Genomic DNA, 26,990 nt, shown 5'->3' with positions numbered 1-26,990 from the left:
CGGCGCCCGCGGGTCACTCCTCGCCGAGCGCGTCCTCGGTCTTCTCGACGTCCTGGCGCGCGGCGCCCGTGGTCTGGTCCTTCTCGCCCTGGGCGGTCAGCTCGGCGTCGTCGGTGCGCTTGCCGACGACCTCCTCGGCCTTGCCGACGGTCTGCTGCACGACGTTCTTGGCCTTGTCCCCGATGGACATGTCCCGCTCCCTGTTCGACGTGGTGGCCGGTGGACCCGGCACCGCCACACCAGGAACCCTCACGCGGTCCCACCCGCTGGAAAGGCGCGAGGCGGCTCAGGCCCCGGCGAGCTCGAACCAGACGGTCTTGCCCAGCGGCCCGACCGCGAGGTCGGTGCCCCACCGGCTCGACAGGAGCTCCACCATGGCCATCCCGCGGCCGCTCTCGGCGTCGGCGCGCTGGGCGCCGATGAGGGGCATGCCGCCCCCGTCGTCGGAGACCTCCACGCGCAGCGACGCGCCGTTCACGCGGCTGACGGCGAGCTGGACCATCCCGTCGCCGTGGACGACGGCGTTGGTGACGACCTCGCTGGCCAGCAGCAGCGCGGCCTCGACGGTGTCCTCGGGGATCTCGTGGGCCGCCACCCAGGGCGCGCACCACTCGGTGATGAGCCAGCGCGCGATGCCGACCGAGCGGGGGTTGGGTGGGAGGACCACGTGGAACAACGGTCCTCGACCCCCCCAGCGTCAATCCACCGCGGTTCCTCCACGGCGGCCCAGCACCCACCCGTACGAGCACTGTCATCGTCTCGTGACGCACAGTCAATCACTCGGCCCGCCGGTTGTCCGCACGCAGCAGGACGCGCGCCCGGGACGGCGCCGGCTCCGAGCTTCACACGGGCAGGTCCAGACCCGCCACCTCGAGGGCCGTCAGGACCGCCAGCACGGCGCACACGACGCCCCCGACGCGGCTCACCGCCGCGACGCTGAGCTTGCGGACGATCGTCCCGCCGACCGCCGCGGCCAGCCCCGAGACGACCAGCAGCGCCGCCCACGACCCCGCGAAGACCGAGACCGGGTCGTCGTAGCGCGCGGCGAGCCCGGCCGTGAACAGCTGCGACAGGTCGCCCCACTCCGCGAGGAAGATCACCCCGAAGCACGCCAGGACGGCCCGCCAGCCCGACGTCCCGCCCCGCACCTTGCCCTCGTACTCGACGCGGGCCTCCTCCTCGGCCTGCTGCGCCTTCGCCGCCCCGCGGAACAGCGTGAACGCGCCGACGGCGAACAGCAGGGCGGCGACGGCCGCCACCGGCCGGTCGGGCAGCTGGGCCAGCAGGCGGCCGGCGACCACGGCGATGAGGCACTGCACGGCGAAGGCGAGGCCCACGCCGATCCACGCGGTCAGGGGGCGGAAGCGGGTCGCGAGCACGAGGGTGGCCACGAAGGTCTTGTCGGGCAGCTCCAGCAGCAGGATCGGCAGGAAGCTGGCGGCGAGCACGGCGGGGTCCACGCGGGGCACCAGATCACGACCGGGCCGGGCCGCGAAAACCCCAGCACTCCGGTTCGGCGCACCGAACAACTGGTTGCGACCTCCCGGGTGCCCCAGACTGTCGGCGTGCCGGAGCTCCCCGAGGTCGAAGGGCTCGCCGCGTTCCTGCGCGAGCGCCTGGTCGGCCGCGTCGTCGCCCGCGTCGAGGTGGGCGCCCTCAACGTCCTGAAGACCTACGACCCGCCGACGACCGCCCTGCACGGGCTGCTCGTGTCCGGGGTCGAGCGGCGCGGGAAGTGGCTGGACGTCGACGTCGACGGTCTGCACCTGGCGGTCCACCTGTCGCGCGCGGGGTGGTTGCGCTGGTCCGACGCGCTGCCGAGGGCGCCGCTGAAGCCCGGGGGCAAGAACCCCGTCGCGCTGCGCGTGCGGCTGGCGCCCGAGGACGACGAGGACCCCGGCACCCCACCCGGCTTCGACCTCACCGAGGCCGGGACGCAGAAGCGGCTGGCCGTGCACGTCGTCCGGGACGTCGCGCAGGTGCCCGGCATCGCCACGCTCGGGCCCGACCCCCTCGACGACTCCTTCGACCTCGCCGCCTTCCGGGCGCTGCTGGCGGGCTCGCGCCAGCAGGTCAAGGGGTTGCTGCGCGAGCAGTCGGTCCTGGCCGGGGTCGGCAACGCCTACTCCGACGAGGTCCTGCACGTGGCGAAGCTCTCGCCCTACGCCGTCTCCGGGAAACTGCCCGAGGCCGACGTCGAGCGCCTGTACGCCGCGCTGCGCACGACGTTGCGCGACGCCGTCGCCGCGGCCGGCGGGAAACCCGCGAAGGAGCTCAAGGACGCCAAGCGGGCCGGGATGCGCGTGCACGGCCGCACGGGCGAGGCGTGCCCGGAGTGCGGGGACGTCGTGCGCGAGGTGTCGTTCGCCGACCGGTCGATGCAGTACTGCGCCACGTGCCAGACGGGCGGGAGACCGCTCGCGGACCGCCGGTTGTCGCGACTGCTGAAGTAGCCGTCCTCCCCCGGGAGGACGAGGCGTTTCCACCCTCGGCACGATGCGCGCGCACAGGTGACGGGCCGATGCTGGTCGTGTCGGAACGCAGCAGCACGCAGCAACGCTCGGGGGGACCGGATGGACGTCGTGGTGGGGATCGTCGGTGTGGTGGGTGCCGTGGTGCTCGTGCTGCTCGTGGCCGGCGGGCGGGCCGCGCGCGAGGGGAGGGGCGTCGGGCACCAGTTGCTCGTCGCCCCGCGCGGTGCCCGGTTCGGGGACGCGTCGCGGGCCGTGCTCGACGCCGCCCGGGCGCAGGAGGAGCAGGCGCAGTTCCTGCGGCGGCACGAGAACCTGCCCGAGCACGGCGACGCGCACGCCGCCTGAGGCGAACGGTCTGGAGATCAGGGCGCCCGGTAGGTGCGAGGCGGGGTGAGGAACCCGCGAGCCGGAGGCTCCTCGGTGCCGAGACGGAACCAGTGGACACGTCCACGGTCGTCCGTCGCTCTGATCCACCGGCGACCGACGGCCTGCACCTGCGCCAGGACGACGTGTTCGCAGGACGCGTCGGTGAGAGAGGCGGAAGCGCCGTCCGCGGAGAAGACGACCACGTGCGTCTGCGTCAGCGCGAGCAGGACGGGGACCGGACGCCACCGCCGGGGCCCCCGCACGAACCACTGCAGACGGTGGCGAGCCGCCCGGGCGTGCGAGACCCGCGCGACGGGCTCGCGCAGGACGCTGCAGATCTCCTGCTTGAGCTGCTGGTAGAGGTTGGCCACGGCGGAACTCTCGCTTTCGGCGACCGGGCCCGTCGGGAGCGGCTGACCGCGTCCCCCGGACCTCGGTGGTCCCTGCGGGGCAGCGGCACGGTGCAGCGCTTCTCGTACCGGCGTCAGTGGCGGTTTCGGCATCGGCACCGGAACTGGCGTCGGCACCGGTGGAGCGGTCGGTCTGAGAGCGGGAACGTGCGTGGAGGAGCGGGCACCAGGACGAGCCGGAACCGGGGTGGACGCCTGCGCGGTGCGGCAGCGGAGGCTCCGCTGCCGCACGGCTGCACGTGTCAGGTGCTCGCGTCGGGTGCAGGATCGGCCGGAGGGGTCAGGAGGCGAGGAACTCCAGGAGCACGCGGTTGAACTCCTCCGCGTGGCTGACGTTGATGCCGTGCGGGCCGCCGGCGACGACGTGCAGACGGCTGCCGGCGATGGCGGCGTGGGTGCGGGCACCGGACCCCTCGAACGGCACGGTGCCGTCACCGTCGCCGTGGATGACCAGCGTCGGGACGTCGACCTCGGTGAGGTCCTGGCGGAAGTCGGTGGTGCCGAAGGACTCCATGGCCTTCAACGCGGCCTTCTCGTCGGCCTGCTCGGTCAGCGCGAGCGCGTCCTGGCGCTGGGCCTCGGTGACCTTCAGGACGCCGTCGACGGAGAAGAAGTCGGTGATGAAACCTTCGTAGAAGGTGTCCTCGTCGGCCTTGAGACCGGCTTCCATCTGGTCGGCCAGTTCGGAGGTCAGCGGGCCGTCGGGGTTGTCCTCGTTCTTGGCCATGTAGGGCGGGACGGCGGCGGCGAAGACGACGCTGCGCAGCCGCTCGTGGCCGTGCTTGGTGAAGTATCGGGCGACCTCGCCGCCGCCCATGGAGAACCCGACGAGGGTGACGTCGCGCAGGTCGAGCTGTTCCAGGAGGGCGTGCAGATCCTCGGTAAGGGTGTCGTAGTCGTAGCCGGTGCGGGTCTTGTCGCTGCGCCCGAAGCCGCGGCGGTCGTAGGTGACGACCCGGTAGCCGGCGGTGGCCAGGGCGGGGACCTGCTCGGACCAGGACTCACCGGACAGCGGCCAGCCGTGGATGAGGACGACGGGGCGGCCGGGGCCGCCGGTGTCGTCGACGTGCAGGTCGGTGTCCTTGAACAGTCCGTGGTGGGCGGTGATCTCGCTCATGGCTCTCGTTCGGAGCTGTGGCCCCCGTGGTCTGGTCCGGATCTGCCACGGATCCTCCGTCGGCAGCCGCCGGCAGGCGGACGCCGGTCCCCCGAGGGTGACCGGCGAGCAGTGGGCGGGACGTTCCGGGTGCGCCCTCGCGGCTCACGCCGCATCCTCACGACCATGACCAGTTCCACGACCTCGTCCGCCGATCAGCCGGTGTCCCGTCCCACCGGACTGCACCACGTCCGCCTGTCGGTCAGCGACATCGCACGGTCGCGAGCCTTCTACACCCAGCTGTTGGGTACCGATCCGGCCATCGACAACACCGCTGAACTGTCCGATCCCACCGCCGTCGACGACCCCCAGCGCCTCTACGGCGGTGTGGTGTTCGAAGTCGGTGAGCAGATCCTCGGTCTGCGTCCGGTCCCCGGTGCCGCCGGTGAGACGTTCACGCCCAACCGGGTCGGCTTGGACCACGTGAGCCTGGCGGTCTCCTCGCGCGCTGACCTGGAGGCTGCGGCCGCACGTCTTTCCGCTGCCGGTGTGGAGCACGGGGAGATCGTCGAACTGTCCGAGCAGGGCCTGCAGATCCTCTCGATCCAGGACCCGGACGACATCAACCTCGAACTCACCGCCCCGCTCCCCTCCTGAGGCGGCGACCCGCCCGCAGTGGGCGGTGGGCGTCGGCCCTGCACGGGTTCACCCGGGCGCACGGCGGTGCGGTGGTCCTGGACGGTTCAGGACCACCGCACCGGACTCGTCGTGGCAGGTGCTACTGGACGGCTGCGGTCGCGGCGTCGGCGGCGGCCTGCGGGACCGAGGGGGTCCCGCCGAAGATCCACCCGGTGCCGCGGCCGGTGTAGCTGGCCTTGTGCGCGGACAGGTACGCGGTGGTCGTGGCCCCCAGGGAACCGTCGAAGTCGATGAACACCAACGGCACCCCCTGGGACCCGGCGACGGGTGCGGCCGACAGGGCGTCGGCCGCGGTGGCGTCGGCGCCGCCGACCAGGGCCACCGACTGGGTGTCGAAGTTCTGGCTGCTCGTGGCGTAGTCGGCGATCTTCGTGGCGGTGTCCTGGCGGCTGGTGCCGCCCAGGCGCGAGGTCCCCTTCGCCTCCGCGTACACGGCGTCCGAGACCGAACTGCTGCTGCCCAGGACGACGCGGTCGGTGGTGCCGAGCGCGGCGAGGGCGTCGGAGGTGGCCTTCGGCAGCGACCCGGCCTCGGTGAGCAGGATCGGGTAGTTCTTCGCCCAGGCGACCGGGCCGGCGGCCAGGGCGTCGGCGGTGGAGGTGCCCGAGGCGATGAACACCTGCTCGGGGGAGTTGCCGTTGGGGTTGTCCCCCTCCGTCGCGGTGCCCCCGGCCTCGGCGACCAGCGCGGCGGTCTGGTACCGGTCGGCGCCGGCGATGCGGGTGACGTCCTTGCCGGCCGCCTTCCACGCGTTCTCCTGCGCGGTGGGGACGCGATCGGCACCACCGATGATCCAGACGTTCTTCGCGCCCAGGCGGGCGATCTCGGCGGCGGTGACCGCCGGGACACCCGCGGTGTCGGTGTAGAGGATGGGCGCGCTCTTCAGCCCCGCCAGGTAGGACGCGGTGAGGCCGTCGACGGTGGCGTAGCCGTTGACGATGACGACGTCAGTCGCGGCGCCGTCGGTGGGTTCGAGCAGCTTCGAGGACTCCACCGCAGTGGCGAAGCGGTCGGCGCCGGCGATGCGGTGGTCGAACTTGAAACCCGTCGCTGCCTGCGCGGGGGCCGCTACGGCGGCAGCGCCACCGAGGCCGACCAGCAGGGCCAGTCCGGCGGTGGCGAACGTGTGCTTCTTCACGATCGTGTGCTCCAAGGTCTCAGGAAGGTTCGAGGAGGACGTGCTGGCCGCCCGGGCGCACGCGGGAGCGCGTTGCTCGGGGTGCCGCGACAGCGACGGCGTGGTGGTCGCTGCCGGTGGTGCCGGATCCGCTGCGGTGCGGGTCAGCTGGTGGCGATGTCGCCGTTGAGGCCGTTCGGGTAGAACCCGCCCTTGGTGACGCCCGTCCCCGGGGTCAGGTACACGATGTTCAGGACCTCCTGGGGGGAGCGGCTGTACGCGATGGCGTTCGCGTCCGCGGCGACGAGGTTCGCGCGTCCACCCGACCCCACGGTGATGCCCTGGTCCTTGTCCGCGCCGGACCCGTCGAGGGCGTCGCGGGCGTCGGAGATGAGGTTCGTGGGGGCGCTCAACCCGTTCTCGTACAGCAGGGTGCGCACGATGCCGGAGTGGTAGGCCTCGACGGCGAGGATCCCGGCGGCGGCTTCGAGGTAGGCGGGGGTGGAGATCAGCGGGGCTGCGCCCTTGTAGGCCGTGACGCCGACGTCCTCGAACAGGAACGCACCGAGCAGGAAGAACGCCTCGGAGGAGAACGGGTCGAACGTCTCACCCTGCTTGATGACCCCGGCGGCGACGGCGGCGGCGGTGAAGGAGTCCTGCAGGTTGATGGCCGGTCGCGAGACCGCGGCCGACCCCAGCGCGGACCGCAGGAACTTCACGTGGGCGATCTCGTCGTTGGCGATCTCCTCGGCGTAGTAGCGCATCGCCTTGGACTTGAACGGGACCCGGTGCCCGCCGGTGACCCCGCCCTGGGTCCCGGTGCCGGTCGCCATGGACTCGGCCAGGCCGTGGCCGTAGGCGGCGTAGCAGTAGAACTCGGCTTCGAGGTACTCGAGGTTCAGTGCGAAGTTCAGCACGCTGCCCTCGCTGGGGGTGGCGGCGGAGGCGGACTCCGCCGTCGCGGTCCCCACCAGCCCGGCGCCCACGGCACCGGCGGACAGCAGGCCCATCCCGCGCAGGAAGTTCCTGCGGTCGGCGGGGGTCTCGGAGCTGCGGTTGATCATGTCGACGAGGAGGGTCTTCTTGAACATGGGCCAGCCCTAGGAGTCTGGGCGCCGTCTCTGGACGCCGGAACCCGACGCGACACTCGTCACGCCGTCGTGATCGGACGTCTCGTGTTCGGCGCCGGGAGCTGCCCGGATGGGTCGACCTCGCCGATCTTTCGACGAACCTAGATCAGACTGCCCCAAGGATCACGATCTGGCTACCCAACGTGTTGCGTTCGTCACGTACCGCCTCCGGACCCTCCCCGGCCCGCCGGGGTCCCCGGCTGCAGCAGGGGCGCGATCCGGTCCCAGCGGGCGATCTCGCAGCCGTCCTCGCGGTTGAACGCCGCGTCGACGTCGACGCCGTCCCAGGTGCCCTTCACGGTCGCGGTCTGCGGACCGCCGTAGATCATCGTGCACGCCGCGTCCTTCGGGACCGGGGCCCACGGCTTCTTCGCGGCCGCGATCGCGGCGCACGCGTTCTGCGCGTCCGGGTGGTCGCCCGCGACGACGCCGTCGGCCGAGCACGACAGTTCCCACGTCTGCCGGCCCCCGTTCCCGTCGTCGACGGTGACCGTCACCGAGCTGCCGGTCGCGCTCGCGCTGACGGGTCCGCTCGGACTGGCGCTGCTGGACATCCCCGGTCCTCCTGCCTGCTGGTCGCCACAGCCTCCCAGGAGCGCGAGCCCGGCCACCGCGAGGGTGGCAGCCCCGGCCCGGAGGCTGCGCTGGACGGTCCTCGGCACGCTCACGTCAGTGGGACGCGGGGCGTCCCGGACCGGTTCCCGCCGGGACGACACGCGGCGGGTGACAGGGTTCGCGCGGTCGGGGTACGGTGGGGATTTACCTCGATCGGGGTTATCCCGGCGCCACCACGGACATCGTCCCGCAGACCGCGCGCTGATCACAACGTTGTTGTCGTGCAGCGGTTCCGGCAGAATCGGACGCCGATCCCCGGAGGAACCGTGTCCGACACCGACCCCGTCCTGGCCGCCGAGCAGGCCCACCTCGACCACGCCCGCGCCGAGCTCGCCCGGATGCGCGAGCACACCCTGTCCCTCGTCCCCGACGGCGGTGACGCCATCGCCGACGAGGCCCTGGCCTGGGCGCTGCACCGGCGCGCGGCCAGCCTCGTCGACGACCCGTCCAGCACCCTGTTCTTCGGCCGCACCGACCACGACGGGGGCGAGTCGCTGCACATCGGCCGCCGGCACGTCACCGACTCCGCCGGCGACCCCGTCGTCATCGACTGGCGCGCCGACGTCTCCCGCGGCTTCTACCGCGCCACCCGCGACGACCGGGGCGGGGTGCGGCTGCGGCGCCGGTTCGGCGTCGAGGACGGACGCCTGACGGCGTACGAGGACGAGCACCTGCTCGACGCGCACGAGGAGGACCACGCCTCCGCGATCCTGGCCCGCGAGATCGAGCGGCCCCGCTCCGGGCCCATGCGCGACATCGTCGCCACGATCCAGCCCGAGCAGGACGCCCTCGTGCGCGCCGACGCCCAGACGACGGTGTGCGTGCAGGGTGCCCCGGGCACGGGGAAGACGGCCGTGGGCCTGCACCGCGCGGCCTGGCTGCTCTACGCCCACCGCGAGCGGCTCACCCGCCAGGGCGTCCTCGTCATCGGGCCGAACCGCGCGTTCCTGTCGCACATCTCCGCGGTCCTGCCCGCGCTCGGCGAGGTCGAGGTCGAGCAGCGGACCGTCGCCGAACTCCTGACCGTCGCCGCCGAGGGCCGCAAGGAGGTCAGGGTCCGCGCCGACGAACCCGCCGTCGTGGCGACCCTGAAGGGCGACGGCCGGATGGCCGAGGTCCTGCGCCGCGCGGTCTGGTCCGCGGTGGGGGACCCTGCGCGGGTCCTGGAGTCCGGGGCCGTCGTCGTGACGCGCGGTTCGCGGCGCTGGCGGGTCCCCGGGTACCTCGTGAAGGACCTCCTCGACGAGCTCACCACCCGCGGGATCCGCTACGAGGCGGCGCGCAACCTCCTGCCGCAGCGGCTCGCGCACGCCGTCCTGCAGCTGTTCGAGGCCGCGGGCGACTCCCCCGACGACGTCGTGCAGGACTCCGTGGCACGCAGCCCCGAGGTGAAGCGGGCCGTGAAGGAGCTCATGCCCGTCCAGGACGCGGCGAAGGTGCTGTTCCGGTTGCTGTCCGACCGGGAGTTCCTGAGCGCGAGCTCGCAGGACCTGCTGACCGAGGCCGAGCGGGACCTGCTGCTGTGGCCGAGACCCCCGCGCACCGCGGGGTCGGCGAAGTGGACCGCGGCCGACGCCGTGCTGCTCGACGAGATCGCGGACCAGTTGCAGCGCACGCCCTCGCGCGCGCACGTCGTGCTCGACGAGGCGCAGGACCTGTCGGCGATGCAGTTGCGGGCCGTCGGCCGGCGCTGCTCCACGGGGGCGGCGACGGTCCTCGGCGACATCGCGCAGGGCACGACGCCGTGGTCGGCGAGCAGCTGGGACGACGTCCTGGGGCACCTGGGCAAACCCGACGGTGCGCTGGAGGTCCTCGACCGGGGTTTCCGCGTCCCGTCGGCCGTCATCGACTACGCGGCGAAGCTGCTGCCGAGCATCGCCCCCGACCTGTCCGTCCCCCGGTCGGTGCGCGAGGACCCGGGCCTGCTCGAGGTCGTCGAGACCGCCGACCCCGTGGCGCGCGCCGCGCGGGTGACGGCGGGGCTCCTCGAGCTCGAGGGGTCCGTGGGGGTCGTCGTCGCGGGTGACCAGGTGGACGCGGCGGCCGCGGCGCTGACGGCGGCGGGCGTGGGGTTCTCCCGGCTCGACGTCGACGAGGAGGTGCGCCGGGTGTCCCTCGTCCCGGCGGGGCTGGTCAAGGGGCTGGAGTTCGACCGGGTCGTCGTCGTGGAACCCGCCGCGATCGTCGCCGGCGAACCCGACGAGCGCACCGGGTTGCGGCGGCTGTACGTGAGCCTGACCCGCGCGGTCAGCGCGATGGTCGTGCTGCACGCGCGGGAACTGCCCGCCGAACTCGCCGCCTGACCGACCTCCGCGGGGCGGGCCGGGGCCGTCAGAGCCCGGCGAGGAACCCGTCGACCAGCGCCCAGGTGCCCTCGGGGTTCTCCAGGTGCGGCAGGTGCCCGGCGGCGGGGACCTCGGCGAACCGCGCACCGGGCACGGCGGTCGCGACGGCGCGTCCGTGCGCGGGGGTGACCACGCGGTCGCTCTCGCCGAACAGGACGAGCGTGGGGACCGCGACGGTGGCGAGGCGGCCCAGGAGCGTCGGGTCGCTCAGCGAGCGCCCCGCGAGGGCGGCCATGGTCCGCCCGTTCGCCCGCTGCACCGCGCGCTGGCCCTCGGTGAGGGAGGCCGGGTCCAGGTAGCCGCGGTCGGGGTCGTGCCAGGCGAGCTCGGCGAGCCCCCGTGCGTCGAGCGCGAAGAAGTCCGCGACCGGCTCGCCCTCGACGACCGCGCCGACGCCGTCGACGTCGACGACGGCCCCCACGACGCCGTCGTAGCGCTCCCCGGCCGCGGCCAGGACCGCCATCTCCAGGGCGAGCCAGCCGCCGAGGGAGGAGCCGACGAGGACGACGTCGCGCTCGCCATCGCGGTGCAGGCGTTCGAGGTAGGCCGCGGCCAGGGCGGCGACGGAGTCGACGTCGTCGGGCCGGCTCGTCCCGTCCCAGCCGGGGTGGGTCGGGGCCAGGACGTGGAAGGACGGCGCCAGGTGCTCGACGATCGCGGCGACCGTGCGGGGACCGCCACCGCCGTGCAGGACCAGCGCGGTGCGTCCGGTGGGGTCGCCGGTGTCGACGACGGGAAGGTCGTGGGGGAGGGAGGGAATCACGGCAGCACCTTTCTCAGTATCTTTATCTACGCATGCTTATATGCGGATGTTGATACGTTAGCACCGTGACCACGGACCTGGAAGCCCTCGGGCAGGCGATCAAACGGGTGCAGCACCGCAACCACCGGACGATGGACGCCGCCCTGCGCGACGTCGGCGTCACGCTCGTGCAGTGGGACGCCCTGCGGGCGGTCGAGCGCATGCCCCGCGCCTCCGGCCACGACCTCGCCGTCGCGACCTTCCAGAGCGACCAGGCCTTCGGCACGCTGGCCGGCCGCCTCGTCGACCGCGGGCTGATCGTCCGCACCGCCGGGCACGGGCGGCGCATCGAGCACGCCCTCACCGAGGAGGGGCGCGCCGTCCTCGCGCAGGGGCACCGTGTCGCCGAGGGCGTCCTGCAGGACCTCTTCGCCCCGCTCGCCGCGACCGAGCGCCGGTCCCTGGCCGCGGTCCTCGCCAAGCTCGTGGAGGGGGAGGCCGCCGGGGGGCCGGCGCTCTGACGGGCGCGAGGGTCAGCCGGCGCGCACCGGCTCCGCGACGAGCATCCGCAGCAGCTCCAGGGACTCGGCGTCGCGGGAGCCGGGCACCGCGGTGTAGAGGACCAGCTGCTGGTCGCGGTCCGGCAGCAGCAGGGTGTCGCACTCGACGGTGATCGGGCCGACCCCCGGGTAGCGGAACGTCTTGGTGATGACGGGAGCGGCCTGCACGTCGTGACGCCCCCAGAGCCGGTCGAAGTCCGCGCTGCCCGCCCGCAGCTCGGCGACGAGGTCCCGGATCAGCGGGTCGGCGGGGTAGCGGACCGCCGCCGTGCGCAGCTGGGCGACGACGTGGTGCCGGAACTCCGTCAGGTCGGCGACCTCGGCGCCGGTCCTGTGCGCCACCTCCGGCAGGAAGGCGCGACGGGCGAGGTTGCGCTCGGACGGGCTCGCCCCCTCGAGGTTCCCCAGGACCGCCGCGGCGAGGTCGTTCCACGCGAGCACCTCGAAGGCGGCCGACAGGACGAAACCCGCCGCGCCGGGCAGGCGCTCGATGAGGCCGGTCATCCCGGCCCGCACGCTCCGGTCGTGCACCGCGTCCTTCCTGCGGGCCGTCCCGGCGAGTTCGTGCAGGTGGGCGTTCTCCGCCTCGGTCAGCAGCAGCGCGCCGCCGATGCCGGCCAGGACGTCGCTGGACGGCCGCGGCGCCCGGCCCTGCTCCAGGCGCGTGTAGTACTCCACCGAGACGTGCGCCAGGACCGCGACCTCCTGACGGCGCAGGCCCGGTGTCCTGCGGCGGGTGCCCGAGGGCAGGCCCACGTCCACGGGGTGCAGCCGTTCGCGCCGGCTGCGCAGGAAGTCGCCCAGCTCCTTCTTGTCCACGTCCCCATCCTGGGCCGCCGCCGGCCCGGGGGCGGCGGCCCAGACGGGTACAGCCTGTGCCTGCCTGCGGCGCGCGGTCCCGGCCAGGCTCACCACCGTGGCCGCGACCACCGGCGCGGACGTCACCGCCGCCCGGGGCGCGTCACGGCCACCCCGCCCCACGACCGCACCAGCGCAGGAGACACCCGTGACCACCACCCTCATCACCGGCGGCAACCGCGGCATCGGCCACGAGACCGCCCGTCGTCTCGTCGAGGCCGGCCAGACGGTCTGGATCGGCGCGCGCGACGAGCGCAGCGGCCGCAGCGCCGCGCAGGCCCTCGGCGCCCGCTTCGTCCAGCTCGACGTGACCGACGACGCCTCCGTCGACGCCGCGGTCGAGACGCTGCGCGCCGACGCCGGCCACCTCGACGTCCTCGTCAACAACGCGGGCGTCCTCGGGGAGGTGGCCTCCCCGGAGGAGATGACCGTCGAGCAGGTCCGGCACGTGTACGAGACCAACGTCTTCGGGCTGGTCCGCGTCACCCGCGCGTTCCTGCCGCTGCTGCGCGCCGGCACGGACCCGTCGGTCGTCAACGTCACCAGCGGTCTGGGCTCGTTCACGCTGACGTCGGACCCGGAGCGGGTCGAGTCGCGCTACCCGCTGGCGGCCTACGCCTCCTCCAAGACCGCGGTGACGATGCTGACGGTGCAGTACGCCCGCGCCGTGACCGGTGTGAGGTTCAACGCGGTGGACCCGGGCCAGACCGCGACCGACTTCACGGGCCACCTCGGGCACGGCGTCGAGGAGGGCGCGACGGCCGCGGTGCGGATCGCCCTGCTGGGGGCCGGGGCCCCCACGGGCACGGTCACCGACCGCGACGGGGTCCTGCCGTGGTGACCGGCTCCCCGCCCCGCGCGGGTCAGGCGAGGCGCGCGGCGGGTTCCTCGGCGGCGGGTTCCTCGGCGGCGGGTTCCTCGGCGGGTTCCCCGGTGGGGTGCTCCTCGGTGCTGCGGGAGTCCGTCAGCGACGCCGCCCCGAACCCGGCGACGAGACCGACCACGACCGCCAGCACGGTGAAGGCGATGCGCTCGCCGTGGAAGAACGAGTGCACGAGCTCGGTGCTCCACGTGCCCGCGGGCAGGGTGGCGGTGACGAGGGCGGCGATGAGGGTCCCGACGACCGCGGTGCCGACGCTGGTGCCGACCTCCTGGGCGGTGTCGTTCAGCGACGCCGCCAGCGAGGTGCGGTTCGCCGGGGCGGCGCTGACCAGGGCCACCGCGCAGATGGTCATGACCGTGCGCAGGCCGACGGTGAGCACGACCAGGCAGGCGGCGATGACGGGGTAGCCGTGGTCCACGCCGACGGCGAGACCGGCCAGGGCCGCCGTCAGCAGCCCGGCCCCGACGAGGCAGGCGGCCCGGTGCCCGAGGCGCCGGGCGAGCTGCTCGGAGACCGGCGTCGCCGCGATCATGGTCAGGATCAGCGGCAGGTTCGCCAGCCCGGCGCGCACCGGGCTCCAGCCGTAGGCGTACTGGAAGTGCAGGATCAGGCTGAACATCACGGCGGCCATGGCGATCGAGGTGCCGACCTGCGCCACGGCGGCGCCGCGGACGGTCCCGTCGCGGAACAGGGCCAGGTCGAGCATCGGCTGGGCGGCGGTCCGCTCCCGGCGGACGAAGGCGAGCAGCGCCAGCACCGCGCCGACGGCCGAGCCGATCGTGACCGGGGAGGCCCAGCCGTGCTCGACGCCGCTGGTCAGGGCGTAGCAGGCGAACCCGATCGTGGCGATGGACAGCGCCGCGCCGGGCAGGTCGAGGGCGTCGCCGGTGAGGTCGGCGCGCCGGTCGGCGGGGACGCCGAGGCGCACGCCGATCACGGCGACCAGGGCGATGGGGGCGTTGACGACCAGCAGCCACTGCCAGCCGACGTGGGCCAGCGCGGTGCCGCCCAGCAGCGGCCCGAGCACGAAACCGCTCATGCCCACCACGATCATCACCGTCATGGCGCGCATGCGCAGCGCCTGGTCCTCGAAGAGCCGGAACACCAGGGAGTTGGTGATCGGCGCCATGGCCGCCGCGGCGACGCCGAGGGCGGCGCGCAGGGCGATGAGCTCCCCGGCGCTCGTCACGACCGCGGCGAGCAGGCTCACCGCGCCGAAGACGGTCAGCCCGAGCAGCAGGACGCGGCGCCGGCCGAACCGGTCGGCGGCCGAGCCCGCGGTCAGCAGCAGCCCGCCGAAGGTCAGGGAGTACGCGCCGGTGACCCACTGCAGCGCGGTGGTGCCGCTGCCGAGGTCCCGGCCGATGGTCGGCAGCGCGATGGTCAGCAGCGTGTTGTCGACCATCTCGACGAAGAAGGCCAGGCACAGCGCCAGCAGCGGGATCCAGGCGGCGCGCAGCGAGGGGTAGGTCGCCGGTGCGGGGGTGGTCTGCGGGGTGGGGTTCACGGTGTCGCTCCTCTCGGGTGGCCGCCCGGTATCGAACGACGTTCGGTAGAATAGAACGACGTTCGGTCCATTGTCGAGGGTGTGGTGGGATGGGGACGTGACGGATGCGCGGACCAGTCCTCGAGCCCGACCCGGCGGCGGCCGGTCCGGGGGCGCCCGGGCGACCGGCGGGACCCGTCAGCGCGCCTCGCACTCCCTGGAGGCCGTGGTGGGCGAGGCCGTGGCCCTGCTCGACGAGGCGGGGGAGTCCGCGCTGACCTTCCGCGCGCTGGCGGCCCGCCTCGGCGGCGGGGTCGGCAGCATCTACTGGTACGTCTCGGGCAAGGACGAGCTCGTCGACCTGGCCGGCGACCACGTGATCGCCTCGGTCCTGGCCGCCACCGAGGGCTGCACGGGGGCCGAGGACCCGCTGGAGGACGTGCGGGCCATCGCGGTCGCGTTCTTCGACGCCGTCGTCGTGCGCCCCTGGCTGGGAGCCCGCTTCCTGGGCAACACCGAGCAGCAGCCCAACGGCATGCTCCTGTACGAACGCCTCGGCCAGCAGGTCGTGCGGCTGGGGCTCGGGCCGCGGCGCAGCTTCGAGGCCGTCTCGGCGGTGCTGGGCTTCGTCGTCGGGACCGCCGCGGACCTCGGCCGCCAGTCGACCGCGCTCGGCCCCGAGCGCGACGGCGACCTCGAGCAGCACGTCGAGCACTGGCGGGCCCTGGACGAGGAGGAGTTCCCCTTCGTCCACTTCGTCCTCGACGAGTTCGCCACCCACGACGACGGCGAGCAGTTCCGCGCCGGGCTGGACCTCCTGCTGGCCGGGCTGCGGTTGCAGGCCGGCGCCTGAGGGGAGCCGGCTCAGGACGGGGCCGGGCCGGTCGATGGGGGTGCACCCGCTGCGTCGGGAGGGTGCAAGGAAGTCGCCCGAGCCTGCGAAAGGTCTGCCTCCCCCATGTCGTCCCTGTTGCGTCGTGCCCGCGTCGGCACCCGTCTGGCCCTGGCCTTCGGCGTCGTGCTGGCCCTGCTCACCGCCACCGGGGCGACGGCGCTGAGCAGCATCGCCACGCAGTCGCGCTCGCTGGGCGAGCAGCAGCGCATGACGCAGCTGCTGGGCTTCGTCGACGAGCAGCGCTTCTACGACGCCGACGTCAGCGGCTGGCAGGTCGCCTACGCCTGGGACGGGCGCCGGATCGGGGCCGCGGAGGCCGTGCAGGACTCCTCGGCCAACCGCGCCGGGTTCCTGGCCGACCGCGCGAAGCTGGAGCAGGCGCTGGCCGCCGCCCCCACCGCCGCGATGACCGCCCGCGAGCGCGAGCTCACCGCGAAGCTGTCCGACCTGTGGGCGGCGTACTTCGCCTCCGACGACCGCGCCGTCGCGCTGTACCGCGCCGGGCAGGTGGAGGCGGCGGAGAAGGAGATCCTCGACGTCGGGTACGCCGCCTACGGCGACATGCTGACCACCACCCAGGACCTGACCGCCTCGGTCCAGGGCCGCGCCCGCGCCGCTGCCGCGCAGGCGCACGCCGACGCCCGCCGGAGCCGCACCCTGGTCGTCGCCGCGCTCGTCCTGGCGGCCGTGCTGACCGTCCTGCTGCTGGTCGTCCTGACGCGCAGCGTCGTGGGGCCGCTGCGCCGCACGATGGCCGACCTGCACCGGGTGGCCGAGGGTGACCTGAGCGTCGTCCCCGTCGTCGACGGCCAGGACGAGTTCCGCGAGATGGCGCAGGCGCTGGACGTGGCGGTCTCGGCCACCCGTCGCACCGTCGGCGACCTGGCCACGGCGGCCTCCGAGGTCTCGGGCATGGCCGACGAGCTGTCCGGGCGGGCGCAGGAGCTGTCCGCGGCCAACGAGCGCACCACCGGCGACGCCGACCGCGCGGCCCGCTCGGCCGACGTCGTCTCCGCCGACGTGGCCACGATCGCCACCGGAGCCGGCGAGCTGGGCTCGGCCATCAACGAGATCTCCTCGAGCATGGCGCTGTCGGCCTCCGTGGCCCGCGAGGCCGTCGAGGCCGCCGAGACGACCCGGGCGACCGTCGCGGAGCTGGGGGAGGCCACCCGGGCCATCGCCAGCGTCGTGGGGACCATCACGGCCATCGCCGAGCAGACGAACCTGCTGGCCCTGAACGCGACCATCGAGGCCGCCCGGGCCGGGGAGATGGGCAAGGGCTTCGCGGTGGTGGCCGGGGAGGTCAAGGAACTGGCCCAGCAGACCGCCGGGGCCACCGAGGACATCACCCGCAAGGTCGCCGCCATCGAGCGCGGCAGCACCGAGGCGGCCGACACCATCGGGCGCATCGTCGAGGTCATCGCCCGCATCGACGACCACCAGGCCACCATCGCCGCGGCGGTGGAGGAGCAGACCGCGACCACCGGCGAACTGGCCCGCACCGTGTCCGGCGCGGCCGAGGGCACGCACGAGATCGCCGGCGTGCTCACCGCGGTCGCCGGGGCCACCGCCGCGGACCGCTCCAGCCTGGAGCAGGTGCGCGCCTCGGTCGAGGCGCTGCGCGAGACCGCGGGCCGGCTGCGCCAGGCGGTGGGAGCCTTCCGCCTCTGAGCGTCCCGGCCCCGTCCCGGCCCCGTCCCGGCGCTCGTCGCGGCAGCGTCGCGGCAGCGGTGTGACGCACGGTGACACCGGGGCACGGCGGGGTCGTACGCTGCGGGGATGAGCGACCCCCGCACCTTCGACGTCGACGGCGTCCCCACCACCACGGCGTCCGACCTGGCCGACGACGCGGTGGTCGTCGACGTCCGCGAGGACGACGAGTGGGCCGCCGGGCACATCGCGACGGCGCTGCACATCCCCATGGGGCAGGTCCCGCAGCGGCTCGAGGAGCTGCCCGAGGGCCCGTTCAACGTCGTGTGCCGCTCCGGCGGCCGGTCGCGCCGCACGGTGGAGTGGTTGCAGCGCAACGGGTACGACGCGGTCAACGTCGACGGCGGCATGGGGGCCTGGGCCGAGGCCGGCCGGCCGATGGTCTCCGACTCCGGTCAGGAGCCGTTCGTCCGCTGAGCCGGGCTCGGCCGTCCGGGTGGTTCGAGGTTTGACCTCCCGGGCGCCCGGGTACCCACTGCTCGGTCAGCAGCCGGGAAGAGGGGGAACATGCCGACGGGAGCACGGCCCGTACCGGCCACGCACTGGGCCACGTTCGCCCACGACGCGGCGTCCGTCCCCCGGGTCAGGCACGTGGTGCGCTCGGTCCTCGACGGCGCCGGTCTGGACGAGATGACGACCGCGGAGATCGAGATCGTCCTGTCCGAGATCGTCGGCAACGCCGTCCGGCACGCCCGGCCGCTCGGCGACGGCGCGATCCACGTCCAGTGCGAGGTGACGCCCGAGGCACGGCCCCACGTCGAGATCGCCGTCACCGACGGCGGTGCCCCGGGCCGGGTGGTCTCGCCGCGGACGGCCGCGGACTCCGACACGGGCGGGCGGGGGCTGTTCATCGTCGACGGCCTCGCCGACGAGTGGGGTGTGGTGGAGAACCTCACCGACCTCAGCCGGACGGTGTGGGCCTCCTTCGGCGGCCCGACGCGCCACCACCCGCACTGACGGGCGCATCACCCGGACAGCGCACTCCCCGTGCGCGACCGACCACTCACAGCCCCGGGTCGGCTACCGTCGGGTGACGACCCGGTACCGCGCCGGTCGTGCGACCAGGACCGGGAGGCGGCTGCGTGGACACGCCTGCTGCCCTCGAGAGCGCCACCGACCGGCCCGTCCAGCCGCTGGGTCTGCTGCAGCGCACGGCCGCCGAGCTGGCCGCCGCCCTCGACGTCCGCGACGCCGTCACGGCCGTGCTGCGCACGGGGCGCGACGTCCTGCGCACGAACACCTGCGGGATCGCCCTGCTCGACGAGACCGGCACCGTCCTCGTCCCGCAGGTGCCGCACGACGGCGACCTCGCCGGGCTCGGGGTGGGCCGGGAGGTCCCGCTCGACTCGGCCACCCCCAGCGCCGAGGCCGCCCGCACGCGGCAGCCGGTCCTGCTGCGCGACCGCGCCGAGCTCGTCACCCGCTTCGGCGCGCCCCAGGCCCTGAACGCGAGCGTGCTCGACCTCGGGGAGAACTCCTGGGCCATGTACCCGCTCGTCGCCCGCGGCCGCGTCGTGGGGGTCCTGCGCTTCGGCTTCGCCCGCGAGGGTTCCCTGGACGCGCAGGAGCAGGTCTTCGCCGCGACCCTCGCCGGGCAGTGCGCCCTGGCCGTCGAGCGGGCCCGGCTGCTGGAGGACGCCCGGCGCTCGGCCCACCGGTACCGGACGCTGGCCGAGGTCGGCTCGCTCGACGTCTTCACCGCCCGCCCGGGGGTGGGGATCACCAGCGAGATGCCCGGCTGGGCCGCCCTGACCGGCCGGGAGTCCGTCAGCGGCACGGAGTGGCAGAGCGACGTGCACCCCGACGACCTGCCGGGGGTCCTGGAGGACTTCTACGCCTCCGTGCGCGACCGGACCCCGGCCCGGTTCCGCGTCCGGGTCCGGGGGACGACGGGCTGGCGCTGGATCGCGGCCGTCGCCGTGCCCGTGGTGGCCGACCCGACCGACCCGGACTCCGAGGTCGTGGAGTGGGTCGGCTCGCTCGACGACGTCACCGACCGCGTCCGGGCCCGCCGCCGCACCCGCGCCCTCAACGACCTCACCGCGGCGCTGGCCGCGGCGAGCACGTACCCGCAGGTGCTCGACGCCGTCCTGCACGCCTGCCACGAGGGGGTGGGCGCCGTGCGGGCCACCCTCACGGTCGACGAGGGACCCGGCGAGGTGGCCCTGCGCGTGCACCGGATGCTCGGTGACCGCACGCGCCGCTCCGAGGACGTGCCCCACCTGAGGCTCGACGACCTCGTCGAGGTGGCCGGGGAACGGGGCGTCTTCCCCGTGGGCCGGGCCGGGATCGAGGACCTGCCCGCCGGGGTGCGCCCGTTCTTCCACGCGGCCGCCGACGGGGGCGAGACGTCCTGGGCGGTGCTGCCGCTGGCCTCCCGGACCCGCTGGCTGGGGACGCTGACGCTGGGGTTCACCGACGCCGAGGCGCTCGACGCGGACGACCACGAGTTCTTCCTGGCCTTCGCGCGGCAGGTCGCCGGCGCCCTGGACCGGATGCAGCTCCTGCAGCAGCAGCGGGCCACGGCGGACGTCCTGGCCGACGCGCTGCGTCCCGGGCCGCTGCCCCACGTGCCGTGGCTGAGCACCCACCGCGTGGCCGTCACCAGCGCGGGCGTCGAGGTCGGCGGCGACTGGGCCGAGATCATCCCGCTGCCCGGGGAGCGGGTCGCGGTCGTGCTCGGCGACGTCATGGGCCGCGGGGCCCGGGCGGCGACCGTCATGGGCGAGGTCCGGACCCAGGTCCGCACCCTGGCCCTGGTCGACCCCCACCCGACCGCCGTCCTGCGCGGGCTCGACGCGCTGGCCGCGGCCGGTGGCGCCGAGGACCTCGTGACGATCTTCTACGCCGTCCTGGCCCGGGACGGGCACCTGCTGGCCGCGAGCGCCGGGCACCTGCCGCCGTTGACGTGCAGCGGCGGCCCGCACTACCTCGACGTGCCGCCCGGGGTGCCCGTCGGGGTGGAGGGCGACGAGCGCACCGAGGTCCTGGACGTCCGGCTCGAGGCGGGCAGCGCCCTGGTGGTGTTCTCCGACGGTCTCGTCGAGACGCGGGAGCGGTCCCTGACGCAGGGGCTGGCCGAGGTGCTGGGGCACTTCCGCGACACCGCGCACGGCGAACCCGACGAGATCGTCCCGACGCTGGTGCGGCGCATGGTGGGGGAGGACCCCGCCGGCACCGACACCACCCTCGTGGACGACGACGTCACGGTCCTCGGTCTGCGGCTGCGCTAGCGTCGCCGCCGTGCCCGCGCTGCGCCCGTCCCCGACCGTCGCGGTCGTGATCCCCGCCAAGGACGAGCAGGAGCGCATCGCCGCGACTGTGCGCGCGGTGTCGTCGCTGCCGGTCGTCGACGTCGTCGTGGTCGTCGACGACGGGTCGTCGGACCTGACGTCGAAGGCGGCCCGCGACGCCGGGGCCGTCGTCGTCGCCCACCGCCGCAACCGGGGCAAGGCGGCCGCGATGCACACCGGCGCACGGGCCGTCGCGGAGCGCGAGCGCGCCCGTCCCCGCCCGGGGGTGGGTCCGCGTCCGCTGCTGTTCGTCGACGCCGACCTCGCCGACAGCGCGGTCCGGACGGCTCCGCTGGCCGGGCCGGTGCTGGCGGGCGAGGCCGACATGACCATCGCGGTCCTGCCCCGGCAGGCCACCGCCGGGGGTGGGCGCGGCCTGGTGGTGGGCCTGTCCCGCAAGGGGACGGTGGCCGCGACGGGCTGGTCGCCGGAGCAGCCGCTGTCGGGGATGCGGTGCCTGACCCGGGCCGCGTTCGAGGCCGCGCTGCCGCTGGCGCCCGGGTGGGGGGTCGAGACGGCGCTGACCATCGACCTGCTGCGCGCGGGGTTCCGCGTCCGCGAGGTCCCGTGCGACCTGCACCACCGGGTCACCGGCAAGGACCTGCGCGCGCAGCTGCACCGGGCCGCGCAGTACCGCGACGTGGCCCGCGCCCTGGGCCGCCGGCGGGTCCAGGACGCCCTGCGCCGCCTCACCCGCTGACCGTTGTCCGACCCCGCCGCGCGCCCGGCCCGCTGGGCGGCCCTCCTGAGCGCGCTGTGCCTGCTGACCTGGGCGTCCGTCGCGGTCCTGGGCCCTTCGGCCGCCGTCCCCGCTCTGGGCGCCGGCCGCGTCCCGTTCGACCTGGGCCTGCACCCGTCGTCGGCGACGGTGACGGTCCTGCTCGCGGTCGCGGTGGTGTGCGGAGGGGGAGCCCTCGCGGCGGGGTTGCGGGCCCTGGCCCGCGGGTGGCGCCCGCGCCGGTTCCTGCTGTTGGCCGTCGTCGGGGCCGTGGTCCTGACGTGCGTGCCGCCCGTGGGCTCGGCCGACCACCTCAGCTACGCCGCCTACGGCCGGATCGCGGCCCTGGGCGGGGACCCGTACAGCCAGCCCCCCGACACCTTCGCCGCCGGGACGGACCCCGTGGTGTCCGCCGTGCGCGACCCGTGGCGCTCGACGACGTCGGTGTACGGGCCGGTCGGTGGTCTGCTGATGGCGCTCTCCTCGCTGGCCGGCGGGGCGTCGGTGCGCACGACGGTGTGGGCCTGGCAGCTGCTGCTCCTGCTCGCCTGGGCCGTGGTGGCCCTCGTCGCGCGGCGGGTGCTGGCCGGCGACGACCGGGCGCGGGCCCGGTTCCACGTCCTGTTCACCGCGAACCCGCTGCTGCTGACCGTGGGGCTGGGGGGCGCGCACGCCGACGTCCTCGCCGGGGCGGCGGCCGTCGTGGCGCTGCTGCTGGCCCGCGGGCGCCCGTTCTGGGCGGGGGTGGCGCTGGCGGTCGCCGTCGGCACGAAGGCCCCGTTCGGGGCGGTGGCCGTGGGGATCGTCGTGGCGGCGGTCGCGGCGCGCCGGTGCGGTGCGGCCTGGCTCGCGCGGGGGGTGGGCGGCGCGCTGCTCGTCCTGGTCCCGGCGCACGTGTGGGCGGGTGCGCACGCCTACGACCAGACGCGCACGGCGAGCCGGTACGTGTCGCTGGCGACGATCTGGCGGCCGCTGGTGGAGGCCGGGGTGCCGCGGGGGGTGCTGCTGCCGGGGCTGGTGCTGGTGGTCGCGCTCGTGACGTGGCTGTGGTGGCCGGTGCTCGTGCGCGGCGGGCAGCTGCAGCGGGCGGCGGGGGTCACGGTCCTGCTGGCGGCGGGGTACCTGCTGGGCGCGGCGTACGAGCTGCCCTGGTACGACCTGCTGCTGTGGGGGCCGCTGGCGCTGGTGCCGGCCCCGGTGGCGCTGACGGGCACGGCCGCGGCCCGGCTGACGTTGCTGGCGCTGGCGTACGTGCCGGGGCTGGTGGACGGCATGAGCCCGCTGGTGGAGGCGGTGACGCTGGGCTACCGGCGGGAGGTGGGGCCGTGGGTCGCGTGGGCGGCGCTCGTCGCCGTGGTCGTCACCGGGATCCGTCAGCGACGCACGGTTGAAATCCGGTGACTGTGTGGCATATTCATTGCGGGCTCATCCAGTGGGCCGCTCACCCGGGACGCAGGACGCCCCGGGTGCGAGGAGGATGGGCCGGCGAGTCCCTCCGCGGCGGGGCCGAACGGTTCACCCGCCCGGGTGGACCTTCCGGCTCCCGGTCAAGGTGGGCCGGCGACGTCCCGAACCTCGAGGTGTGCAGGGGCCCGAGCCCCGGGGCAGGACACTTCGGTCGAGCAGCGGCAACGAAGGACAGAGAGGTCGGCGGGACATGGAGCAGAGCAACGTCGCGGTCGTGGACGGCGACCTGGTGAAGGTGCCGACCGACTGGTGGGGCGACGTGCTGCGCGCCGTGGCCGACGGCGACCGCCGCATGATCGTCGAGGACGCGGCCGGCAACCGCTTCGTCCTCGTCTCCGAGGCCCGCTACCGCGCCCTCGAGGACGCCGAACGCACCCAGTCCCCCGGCCGCCCCGACGTCACCCTGACCGTCCGCGAGCAGGAGATCCTGCAGATGATCGCCGACGGCTGCCCCGGCTCCGTCGTCGCCGAACGCCTCGGCCTGGCGCCGAACACCGTGGCCCAGCACCTGGCCTCCGTCCGCCGCAAGTACGGCGTGCGCTCCTCGGCCGCCGCCGCCGCCGTCGCCCGCCAGGACGGCCTCATCTCCTGAGGGGACCCCTCACGGGCTGGGCATGGTGAAGCCGACGACCTGCTCGGTGTCCCCGTCCTCGCCCGTCAGGGCGTGCCCCACCGTCGACAGCCACCGCACCTCACCGTCCGGGTCCGCCACGCGGAAGCGCAGGCTCAGCGACGAGCACTTCGCGATCGCCTCTCGCGTCGCCCGGTCCACCTCCGCCCGGTCGTCCGGGTGCACCCGGTCCAGGACCTCCTCCCACGTCAGCCGCCGCTGACGCGCCGGGTACCCCAGCAGCCCGCTCACCCGCTCGTCCAGGTCCACGACCTGCGGGTCGACGAGCATCGCGAACGCCCCCGACGGCGTCTGCGGCAGACCGCGCGTCGCCACCCACGCCGACATCGCCCGCGGGTCCACCGTCGCCGCCGCCAGGTCGACGCGCGCGCGCACCGCCGGCGGCAGCTCCGCCAGCACCGCCGCGCCCACCGGGCTCGACAGCAGCAGCCGCACCAGCACGGGGAACGGGATCGCGTCCCCCTGCACCAGCACCCCGCTGCGGCGGCCGTGGTCGTCGTCCAGCGCCAGCGCGTCCACCAGGGACGTCATCTGCGGGTCCGGTCCCGGCGGGGCCTCGTCCCCCCACAGCTGCGCGAGGTCGGAGCGGACCTGTTCGGCCCGGCGCCGGACGTGGTGCTCACGGGTCAGGCGGTCGTCGTCGTCGACGGTGCCCACCCCCTCCGACGGAAAGATCACCGGTGCCAGGGTCAGGATGACGCACGAACCCCGCCAGCACCACGGTGCACCGCGCACGTCCGGTCCGCAGGTCCACCGGGTGCGACCATGGAGGGGCCATGACGCTCACCGAGACCGCGCTCCCCGACCTCCTGCCCGCCGCGGGCAGCGCCGCCGCCGACGACCCCGACACCGTCCTCGACGCCTTCACCACCTGGGTCGCCTCCCGCGGCATCACCCTGTACCCCGCCCAGGAGGAAGCCCTCCTCGAGGTCGTCTCCGGCGCCAACGTCGTCCTCGCCACCCCCACCGGCTCCGGCAAGTCCCTCGTCGCCGCCGGTGCCCACGCCGCGGCGCTCGCCGGCGGTGTCCGGTCCTTCTACACCGCGCCCCTGAAGGCCCTGGTGAGCGAGAAGTTCTTCGCCCTCATCGAGGTCTTCGGCGCGCACAACGTCGGGATGATGACGGGGGACGCGTCCGTGAACCCCGGCGCCCCCATCGTCTGCTGCACCGCGGAGGTCCTCGCGAACCTCGCCCTGCGCTCGGGCGCGTTCGCCGACGTCGGCCAGGTCGTCATGGACGAGTTCCACTTCTACGCCGACCCCGACCGCGGCTGGGCGTGGCAGGTGCCGCTGGTCGAGCTGCCGCAGGCGCAGTTCCTGCTGATGTCCGCGACCCTGGGCGACGTCACCGCCCTGCGCGACGACCTGACGCGCCGGACGGGACGGCCGACCGCGCTCGTCACGTCGGTGGAGCGGCCCGTCCCGCTGCACTACTCCTACGCCACGACGCCGTTGCAGGAGACCGTCGAGGAGCTCCTGCAGACCGACCGCGCCCCGGTCTACGTCGTGCACGCCACCCAGGCCGCGGCCGTCGAGCAGGCCCAGGCCCTGACGAGCGCGAAGATCGCGACCCGTGAGCAGCGCGACGCCATCGCCGAGGCCGTCGGCGCCTTCCGGTTCGCCGCGGGGTTCGGCAAGGTCCTGAACCGGCTGCTGCGGATGGGTGTCGGCGTCCACCACGCCGGGATGCTGCCGAAGTACCGCCGCCTGGTCGAGACCCTCGCGCAGGCCGGGTTGCTGAAGGTCATCTGCGGCACCGACACCCTGGGCGTGGGGATCAACGTCCCCATCCGCACCGTCCTGTTCGGCGGGCTGACGAAGTTCGACGGCCGCCGCAACCGGCACTACCGCGTCCGCGAGTTCCACCAGATCGCCGGCCGCGCGGGCCGCGCCGGGTTCGACACCGCCGGCACCGTCGTCGTGCAGGCCCCCGAGCACGAGGTGGAGAACGCGCGCCGCGTCGCCAAGGCCGGCGACGACCCCAAGAAGCTCAAGCGCGTCCAGCGCGTCAAGGCCCCCGAGGGGTTCGTCTCCTGGTCCCAGCAGACCATGGAGAAGCTGGTCGACGGCGAACCCGAGCAGCTCACGTCGCACTTCCGCGTCACCACCTCGATGCTGCTCAACGTCCTGCAGCGGCCCGGGAACCCCGTCGAGGCGATGCGGCACCTGCTGCTCGACAACCACGAACCCCACAAGAACCAGCTCAAGCACGTGCGCCGCGCCGTGGAGCTGTTCCGCGCGCTGCTGGACGCCGGGATCGTCGAACGGCTCGACGAACCCCTGCCCGACGGCCGCCAGGTCCGGCTCGTGGCCGACCTCCAGCTCGACTTCGCGCTCAACCAGCCGCTGTCGCCGTTCGCGCTCGCCGTCGTCGACGACCTCCTCGACCCGGAGTCGGTGACGTACGCGCTCGACGTCGTCTCCGTCATCGAGTCCACCCTCGACGACCCGATGAAGGTCCTGCTGGCCCAGAAGTCGAAGGCCAAGGGCGATGCGGTGCAGCGCATGAAGGCCGACGGCATCGAGTACACCGAGCGCATGGAGCTCCTCGAGGACGTCGAGTGGCCCATGCCGCTGGCCGAGGAACTGCGCGGCGCGTACGAGACGTACCGGGCGGGGAACCCCTGGGTCGGCGACTACGAGGTGCGGCCCAAGTCCGTCGTCCGCGACATGTACGAACGCGCCATGACGTTCGGCGACTACGTCCAGCACTACCAGCTCGCCCGTTCGGAGGGTCTGGTCCTGCGGTACCTGTCCGACGCGTACAAGGCGCTCAAGCAGACGGTCCCCGACGACGCCCGCACCGAGGAACTCACCGACGTCGTCGAGTGGCTCGGGGAAGTGGTGCGCCAGACCGACTCCTCGCTCCTGGCCGAGTGGGAGGCGCTGCGCGACGGGGTCGACGTCGAGGACGTGGAGAACGTCGTCGCCCCGCAGGAGGAGGAGACCCCGCCCGTCACGGCGAACGTCCGCGCGTTCCGGGTCCTGGTGCGCAACGCGGTGTTCCGGTTCGTCGAGCTGTGCGCCCTGGACCGGCCCGAGGCCCTCGCCGCCCTCGACGGTTCCCCCGACGAGGACACCTGGGCCGACCAGCTCGACGCCTACTACGACGAGCACGAGACGATCGGCACCGGCCCGGACGCCCGCGGTCCGCACCTGCTGCAGGTCGACGACGGGTCCGGGCCGGACGCCAAGGGGTCGCCGCGGAACTGGTACGTGCGCCAGGTCCTCGAGGACCCCGCCGGTGACCGGGACTGGGCGATCGTCGCCGAGGTCGACCTCGACGCCTCCGACGAGGCCGGTGCCGCGGTGCTGAGGGTCGCGGGGCTCCTGCAGCTCTGAGTGACTGTTTCAGATGTGGGTCTTGGTAGGGCATGCTGCTGAGGTGGCTGGCGATCGTGAGGCGTATCCCTCTGACCTCAGCGATGCGGAGTGGGAGCTCATCGAGCCGCTGCTACCCAAGCAGGGCCGGATGGGTAGACCGCGCCAAGACCTG

The 26,990-nt window shown here is 74.3% G+C and carries 28 protein-coding genes; 16 read left to right on the top strand and 12 right to left on the bottom strand.

What is annotated here, in order from left to right:
• Positions 1–13: 13 nt before the first annotated feature.
• The 3 genes from CLV37_RS24630 to CLV37_RS24620 form a co-directional block, all read right to left on the bottom strand.
• A complete protein-coding gene (locus CLV37_RS24630) occupies positions 14–190 on the bottom strand; it encodes a CsbD family protein (protein ID WP_106215397.1) in 177 nt (58 codons plus the stop codon).
• Positions 191–286: 96 nt separating this feature from the next.
• The gene (locus tag CLV37_RS24625; protein ID WP_170127484.1) at positions 287–667 is read right to left on the bottom strand and encodes an ATP-binding protein; all 381 of its coding nucleotides are present in this window, start codon (positions 665–667) and stop codon (positions 287–289) included.
• Positions 668–842: 175 nt separating this feature from the next.
• Entirely contained in the window at positions 843–1,460 is a 618-nt protein-coding gene (locus CLV37_RS24620) for a TMEM165/GDT1 family protein (RefSeq protein ID WP_106215395.1), read from the bottom strand.
• Positions 1,461–1,565: 105 nt separating this feature from the next.
• Between CLV37_RS24620 and CLV37_RS24615 the strand changes: the two genes are divergently transcribed.
• Positions 1,566–2,453 (top strand): Fpg/Nei family DNA glycosylase, encoded by an 888-nt coding sequence (locus CLV37_RS24615; protein WP_106215394.1) that lies wholly within the window; start codon positions 1,566–1,568, stop codon positions 2,451–2,453.
• 120 nt (positions 2,454–2,573) lie between these two features.
• Positions 2,574–2,819 (top strand): hypothetical protein, encoded by a 246-nt coding sequence (locus CLV37_RS24610; protein ID WP_106215393.1) that lies wholly within the window; start codon positions 2,574–2,576, stop codon positions 2,817–2,819.
• 17 nt (positions 2,820–2,836) lie between these two features.
• Here the strand turns inward: CLV37_RS24610 and CLV37_RS24605 are convergent, their stop codons facing one another.
• Positions 2,837–3,211: a hypothetical protein gene (locus CLV37_RS24605; RefSeq protein WP_106215392.1), complete on the bottom strand. Its 375-nt coding sequence runs from the start codon at positions 3,209–3,211 to the stop codon at positions 2,837–2,839.
• A gap of 319 nt (positions 3,212–3,530) precedes the next feature.
• Complete coding sequence (locus CLV37_RS24600; protein ID WP_106215391.1) at positions 3,531–4,367, bottom strand: alpha/beta fold hydrolase; 837 nt, start codon at positions 4,365–4,367, stop codon at positions 3,531–3,533.
• Between the two features lie 201 nt (positions 4,368–4,568).
• Here CLV37_RS24600 and CLV37_RS24595 point away from each other — a divergent pair, with 201 nt between their 5' ends.
• Positions 4,569–5,003: a VOC family protein gene (locus CLV37_RS24595; protein ID WP_211298932.1), complete on the top strand. Its 435-nt coding sequence runs from the start codon at positions 4,569–4,571 to the stop codon at positions 5,001–5,003.
• Positions 5,004–5,124: 121 nt separating this feature from the next.
• Here the strand turns inward: CLV37_RS24595 and CLV37_RS24590 are convergent, their stop codons facing one another.
• The 3 genes from CLV37_RS24590 to CLV37_RS24580 all read right to left on the bottom strand — a co-directional run bounded on the left by CLV37_RS24590 (position 5,125) and on the right by CLV37_RS24580 (position 7,846).
• The gene (locus CLV37_RS24590) at positions 5,125–6,183 is read right to left on the bottom strand and encodes a cell wall-binding repeat-containing protein (protein WP_146149571.1); all 1,059 of its coding nucleotides are present in this window, start codon (positions 6,181–6,183) and stop codon (positions 5,125–5,127) included.
• A 143-nt stretch (positions 6,184–6,326) separates the two neighbouring features.
• A complete protein-coding gene (locus CLV37_RS24585; RefSeq protein WP_106215388.1) occupies positions 6,327–7,253 on the bottom strand; it encodes a ferritin-like domain-containing protein in 927 nt (308 codons plus the stop codon).
• A gap of 194 nt (positions 7,254–7,447) precedes the next feature.
• Positions 7,448–7,846, bottom strand: coding sequence for an SSI family serine proteinase inhibitor (locus tag CLV37_RS24580; RefSeq protein WP_106215387.1), 399 nt, complete (start codon positions 7,844–7,846; stop codon positions 7,448–7,450).
• Positions 7,847–8,173: 327 nt separating this feature from the next.
• Here CLV37_RS24580 and CLV37_RS24575 point away from each other — a divergent pair, with 327 nt between their 5' ends.
• Positions 8,174–10,210, top strand: a complete 2,037-nt coding sequence (locus CLV37_RS24575) for a HelD family protein (RefSeq protein ID WP_106215386.1) — start codon at positions 8,174–8,176, stop codon at positions 10,208–10,210.
• A 28-nt stretch (positions 10,211–10,238) separates the two neighbouring features.
• Here CLV37_RS24575 and CLV37_RS24570 read toward each other — a convergent pair whose 3' ends face one another.
• Positions 10,239–11,015, bottom strand: a complete 777-nt coding sequence (locus CLV37_RS24570) for an alpha/beta fold hydrolase (RefSeq protein WP_106215385.1) — start codon at positions 11,013–11,015, stop codon at positions 10,239–10,241.
• Positions 11,016–11,080: 65 nt separating this feature from the next.
• On the opposite strand from CLV37_RS24570, the gene CLV37_RS24565 reads away from it, so the two are divergent.
• Entirely contained in the window at positions 11,081–11,515 is a 435-nt protein-coding gene (locus CLV37_RS24565; protein WP_106215384.1) for a MarR family winged helix-turn-helix transcriptional regulator, read from the top strand.
• Positions 11,516–11,527: 12 nt separating this feature from the next.
• Here the strand turns inward: CLV37_RS24565 and CLV37_RS24560 are convergent, their stop codons facing one another.
• Positions 11,528–12,373 (bottom strand): helix-turn-helix transcriptional regulator, encoded by an 846-nt coding sequence (locus tag CLV37_RS24560; RefSeq protein WP_106215383.1) that lies wholly within the window; start codon positions 12,371–12,373, stop codon positions 11,528–11,530.
• Between the two features lie 187 nt (positions 12,374–12,560).
• On the opposite strand from CLV37_RS24560, the gene CLV37_RS24555 reads away from it, so the two are divergent.
• A complete protein-coding gene (locus CLV37_RS24555) occupies positions 12,561–13,253 on the top strand; it encodes an SDR family NAD(P)-dependent oxidoreductase (protein ID WP_106215382.1) in 693 nt (230 codons plus the stop codon).
• A gap of 22 nt (positions 13,254–13,275) precedes the next feature.
• On the opposite strand, the gene CLV37_RS24550 is transcribed toward CLV37_RS24555, so the two are convergent.
• Positions 13,276–14,802 (bottom strand): MFS transporter, encoded by a 1,527-nt coding sequence (locus CLV37_RS24550; RefSeq protein ID WP_106215381.1) that lies wholly within the window; start codon positions 14,800–14,802, stop codon positions 13,276–13,278.
• Positions 14,803–14,899: 97 nt separating this feature from the next.
• Here CLV37_RS24550 and CLV37_RS24545 point away from each other — a divergent pair, with 97 nt between their 5' ends.
• From CLV37_RS24545 to CLV37_RS24510, 8 genes are all read left to right on the top strand, one after another.
• Positions 14,900–15,634 carry a TetR/AcrR family transcriptional regulator gene (locus CLV37_RS24545; protein ID WP_106215380.1) on the top strand — a complete coding sequence of 245 codons (735 nt, stop codon included), beginning with the start codon at positions 14,900–14,902 and terminating at the stop codon, positions 15,632–15,634.
• Positions 15,635–15,739: 105 nt separating this feature from the next.
• Complete coding sequence (locus CLV37_RS24540) at positions 15,740–17,347, top strand: methyl-accepting chemotaxis protein (RefSeq protein WP_106215379.1); 1,608 nt, start codon at positions 15,740–15,742, stop codon at positions 17,345–17,347.
• A gap of 108 nt (positions 17,348–17,455) precedes the next feature.
• On the top strand, positions 17,456–17,803 hold the full coding sequence (locus CLV37_RS24535) for a rhodanese-like domain-containing protein (protein ID WP_106215378.1): 348 nt from the start codon (positions 17,456–17,458) through the stop codon (positions 17,801–17,803).
• 90 nt (positions 17,804–17,893) lie between these two features.
• Positions 17,894–18,343: an ATP-binding protein gene (locus tag CLV37_RS24530; RefSeq protein WP_106215377.1), complete on the top strand. Its 450-nt coding sequence runs from the start codon at positions 17,894–17,896 to the stop codon at positions 18,341–18,343.
• A gap of 125 nt (positions 18,344–18,468) precedes the next feature.
• The gene (locus CLV37_RS24525) at positions 18,469–20,619 is read left to right on the top strand and encodes a SpoIIE family protein phosphatase (RefSeq protein ID WP_170127483.1); all 2,151 of its coding nucleotides are present in this window, start codon (positions 18,469–18,471) and stop codon (positions 20,617–20,619) included.
• Positions 20,620–20,629: 10 nt separating this feature from the next.
• On the top strand, positions 20,630–21,379 hold the full coding sequence (locus CLV37_RS24520; protein WP_106215375.1) for a glycosyltransferase: 750 nt from the start codon (positions 20,630–20,632) through the stop codon (positions 21,377–21,379).
• Positions 21,380–21,382: 3 nt separating this feature from the next.
• Positions 21,383–22,798, top strand: a complete 1,416-nt coding sequence (locus CLV37_RS24515) for an MptA/MptB family glycosyltransferase (protein ID WP_106215374.1) — start codon at positions 21,383–21,385, stop codon at positions 22,796–22,798.
• 256 nt (positions 22,799–23,054) lie between these two features.
• Complete coding sequence (locus CLV37_RS24510) at positions 23,055–23,456, top strand: helix-turn-helix transcriptional regulator (RefSeq protein ID WP_170127482.1); 402 nt, start codon at positions 23,055–23,057, stop codon at positions 23,454–23,456.
• 9 nt (positions 23,457–23,465) lie between these two features.
• On the opposite strand, the gene CLV37_RS24505 is transcribed toward CLV37_RS24510, so the two are convergent.
• Entirely contained in the window at positions 23,466–24,173 is a 708-nt protein-coding gene (locus CLV37_RS24505; RefSeq protein ID WP_146149570.1) for a PAS domain-containing protein, read from the bottom strand.
• Between the two features lie 98 nt (positions 24,174–24,271).
• Between CLV37_RS24505 and CLV37_RS24500 the strand changes: the two genes are divergently transcribed.
• Both CLV37_RS24500 and CLV37_RS29095 read left to right on the top strand, forming a co-directional pair.
• Positions 24,272–26,836 carry a DEAD/DEAH box helicase gene (locus CLV37_RS24500; protein ID WP_211298931.1) on the top strand — a complete coding sequence of 855 codons (2,565 nt, stop codon included), beginning with the start codon at positions 24,272–24,274 and terminating at the stop codon, positions 26,834–26,836.
• A gap of 13 nt (positions 26,837–26,849) precedes the next feature.
• Positions 26,850–26,990: transposase (locus CLV37_RS29095; protein WP_146149480.1), on the top strand; the 141-nt coding region annotated here is incomplete at its 3' end.

This window comes from Kineococcus rhizosphaerae, assembly GCF_003002055.1.
GTDB classification, from domain to species: Bacteria; Actinomycetota; Actinomycetes; order Actinomycetales; family Kineococcaceae; genus Kineococcus; species Kineococcus rhizosphaerae.
This window is presented reverse-complemented; position numbering and strand designations above follow the sequence as displayed.

Coding starts and splice junctions, on each gene's coding strand:
- CLV37_RS24630 (WP_106215397.1), bottom strand. CDS start 190: ATGTCCATCGGGGACAAGGCCAAGAACGTCGTGCAGCAGACCGTCGGC.
- CLV37_RS24610 (WP_106215393.1), top strand. CDS start 2,574: ATGGACGTCGTGGTGGGGATCGTCGGTGTGGTGGGTGCCGTGGTGCTC.
- CLV37_RS24600 (WP_106215391.1), bottom strand. CDS start 4,367: ATGAGCGAGATCACCGCCCACCACGGACTGTTCAAGGACACCGACCTG.
- CLV37_RS24585 (WP_106215388.1), bottom strand. CDS start 7,253: ATGTTCAAGAAGACCCTCCTCGTCGACATGATCAACCGCAGCTCCGAG.
- CLV37_RS24580 (WP_106215387.1), bottom strand. CDS start 7,846: ATGTCCAGCAGCGCCAGTCCGAGCGGACCCGTCAGCGCGAGCGCGACC.
- CLV37_RS24540 (WP_106215379.1), top strand. CDS start 15,740: ATGTCGTCCCTGTTGCGTCGTGCCCGCGTCGGCACCCGTCTGGCCCTG.
- CLV37_RS24535 (WP_106215378.1), top strand. CDS start 17,456: ATGAGCGACCCCCGCACCTTCGACGTCGACGGCGTCCCCACCACCACG.
- CLV37_RS24530 (WP_106215377.1), top strand. CDS start 17,894: ATGCCGACGGGAGCACGGCCCGTACCGGCCACGCACTGGGCCACGTTC.
- CLV37_RS24510 (WP_170127482.1), top strand. CDS start 23,055: ATGGAGCAGAGCAACGTCGCGGTCGTGGACGGCGACCTGGTGAAGGTG.
- CLV37_RS24500 (WP_211298931.1), top strand. CDS start 24,272: ATGACGCTCACCGAGACCGCGCTCCCCGACCTCCTGCCCGCCGCGGGC.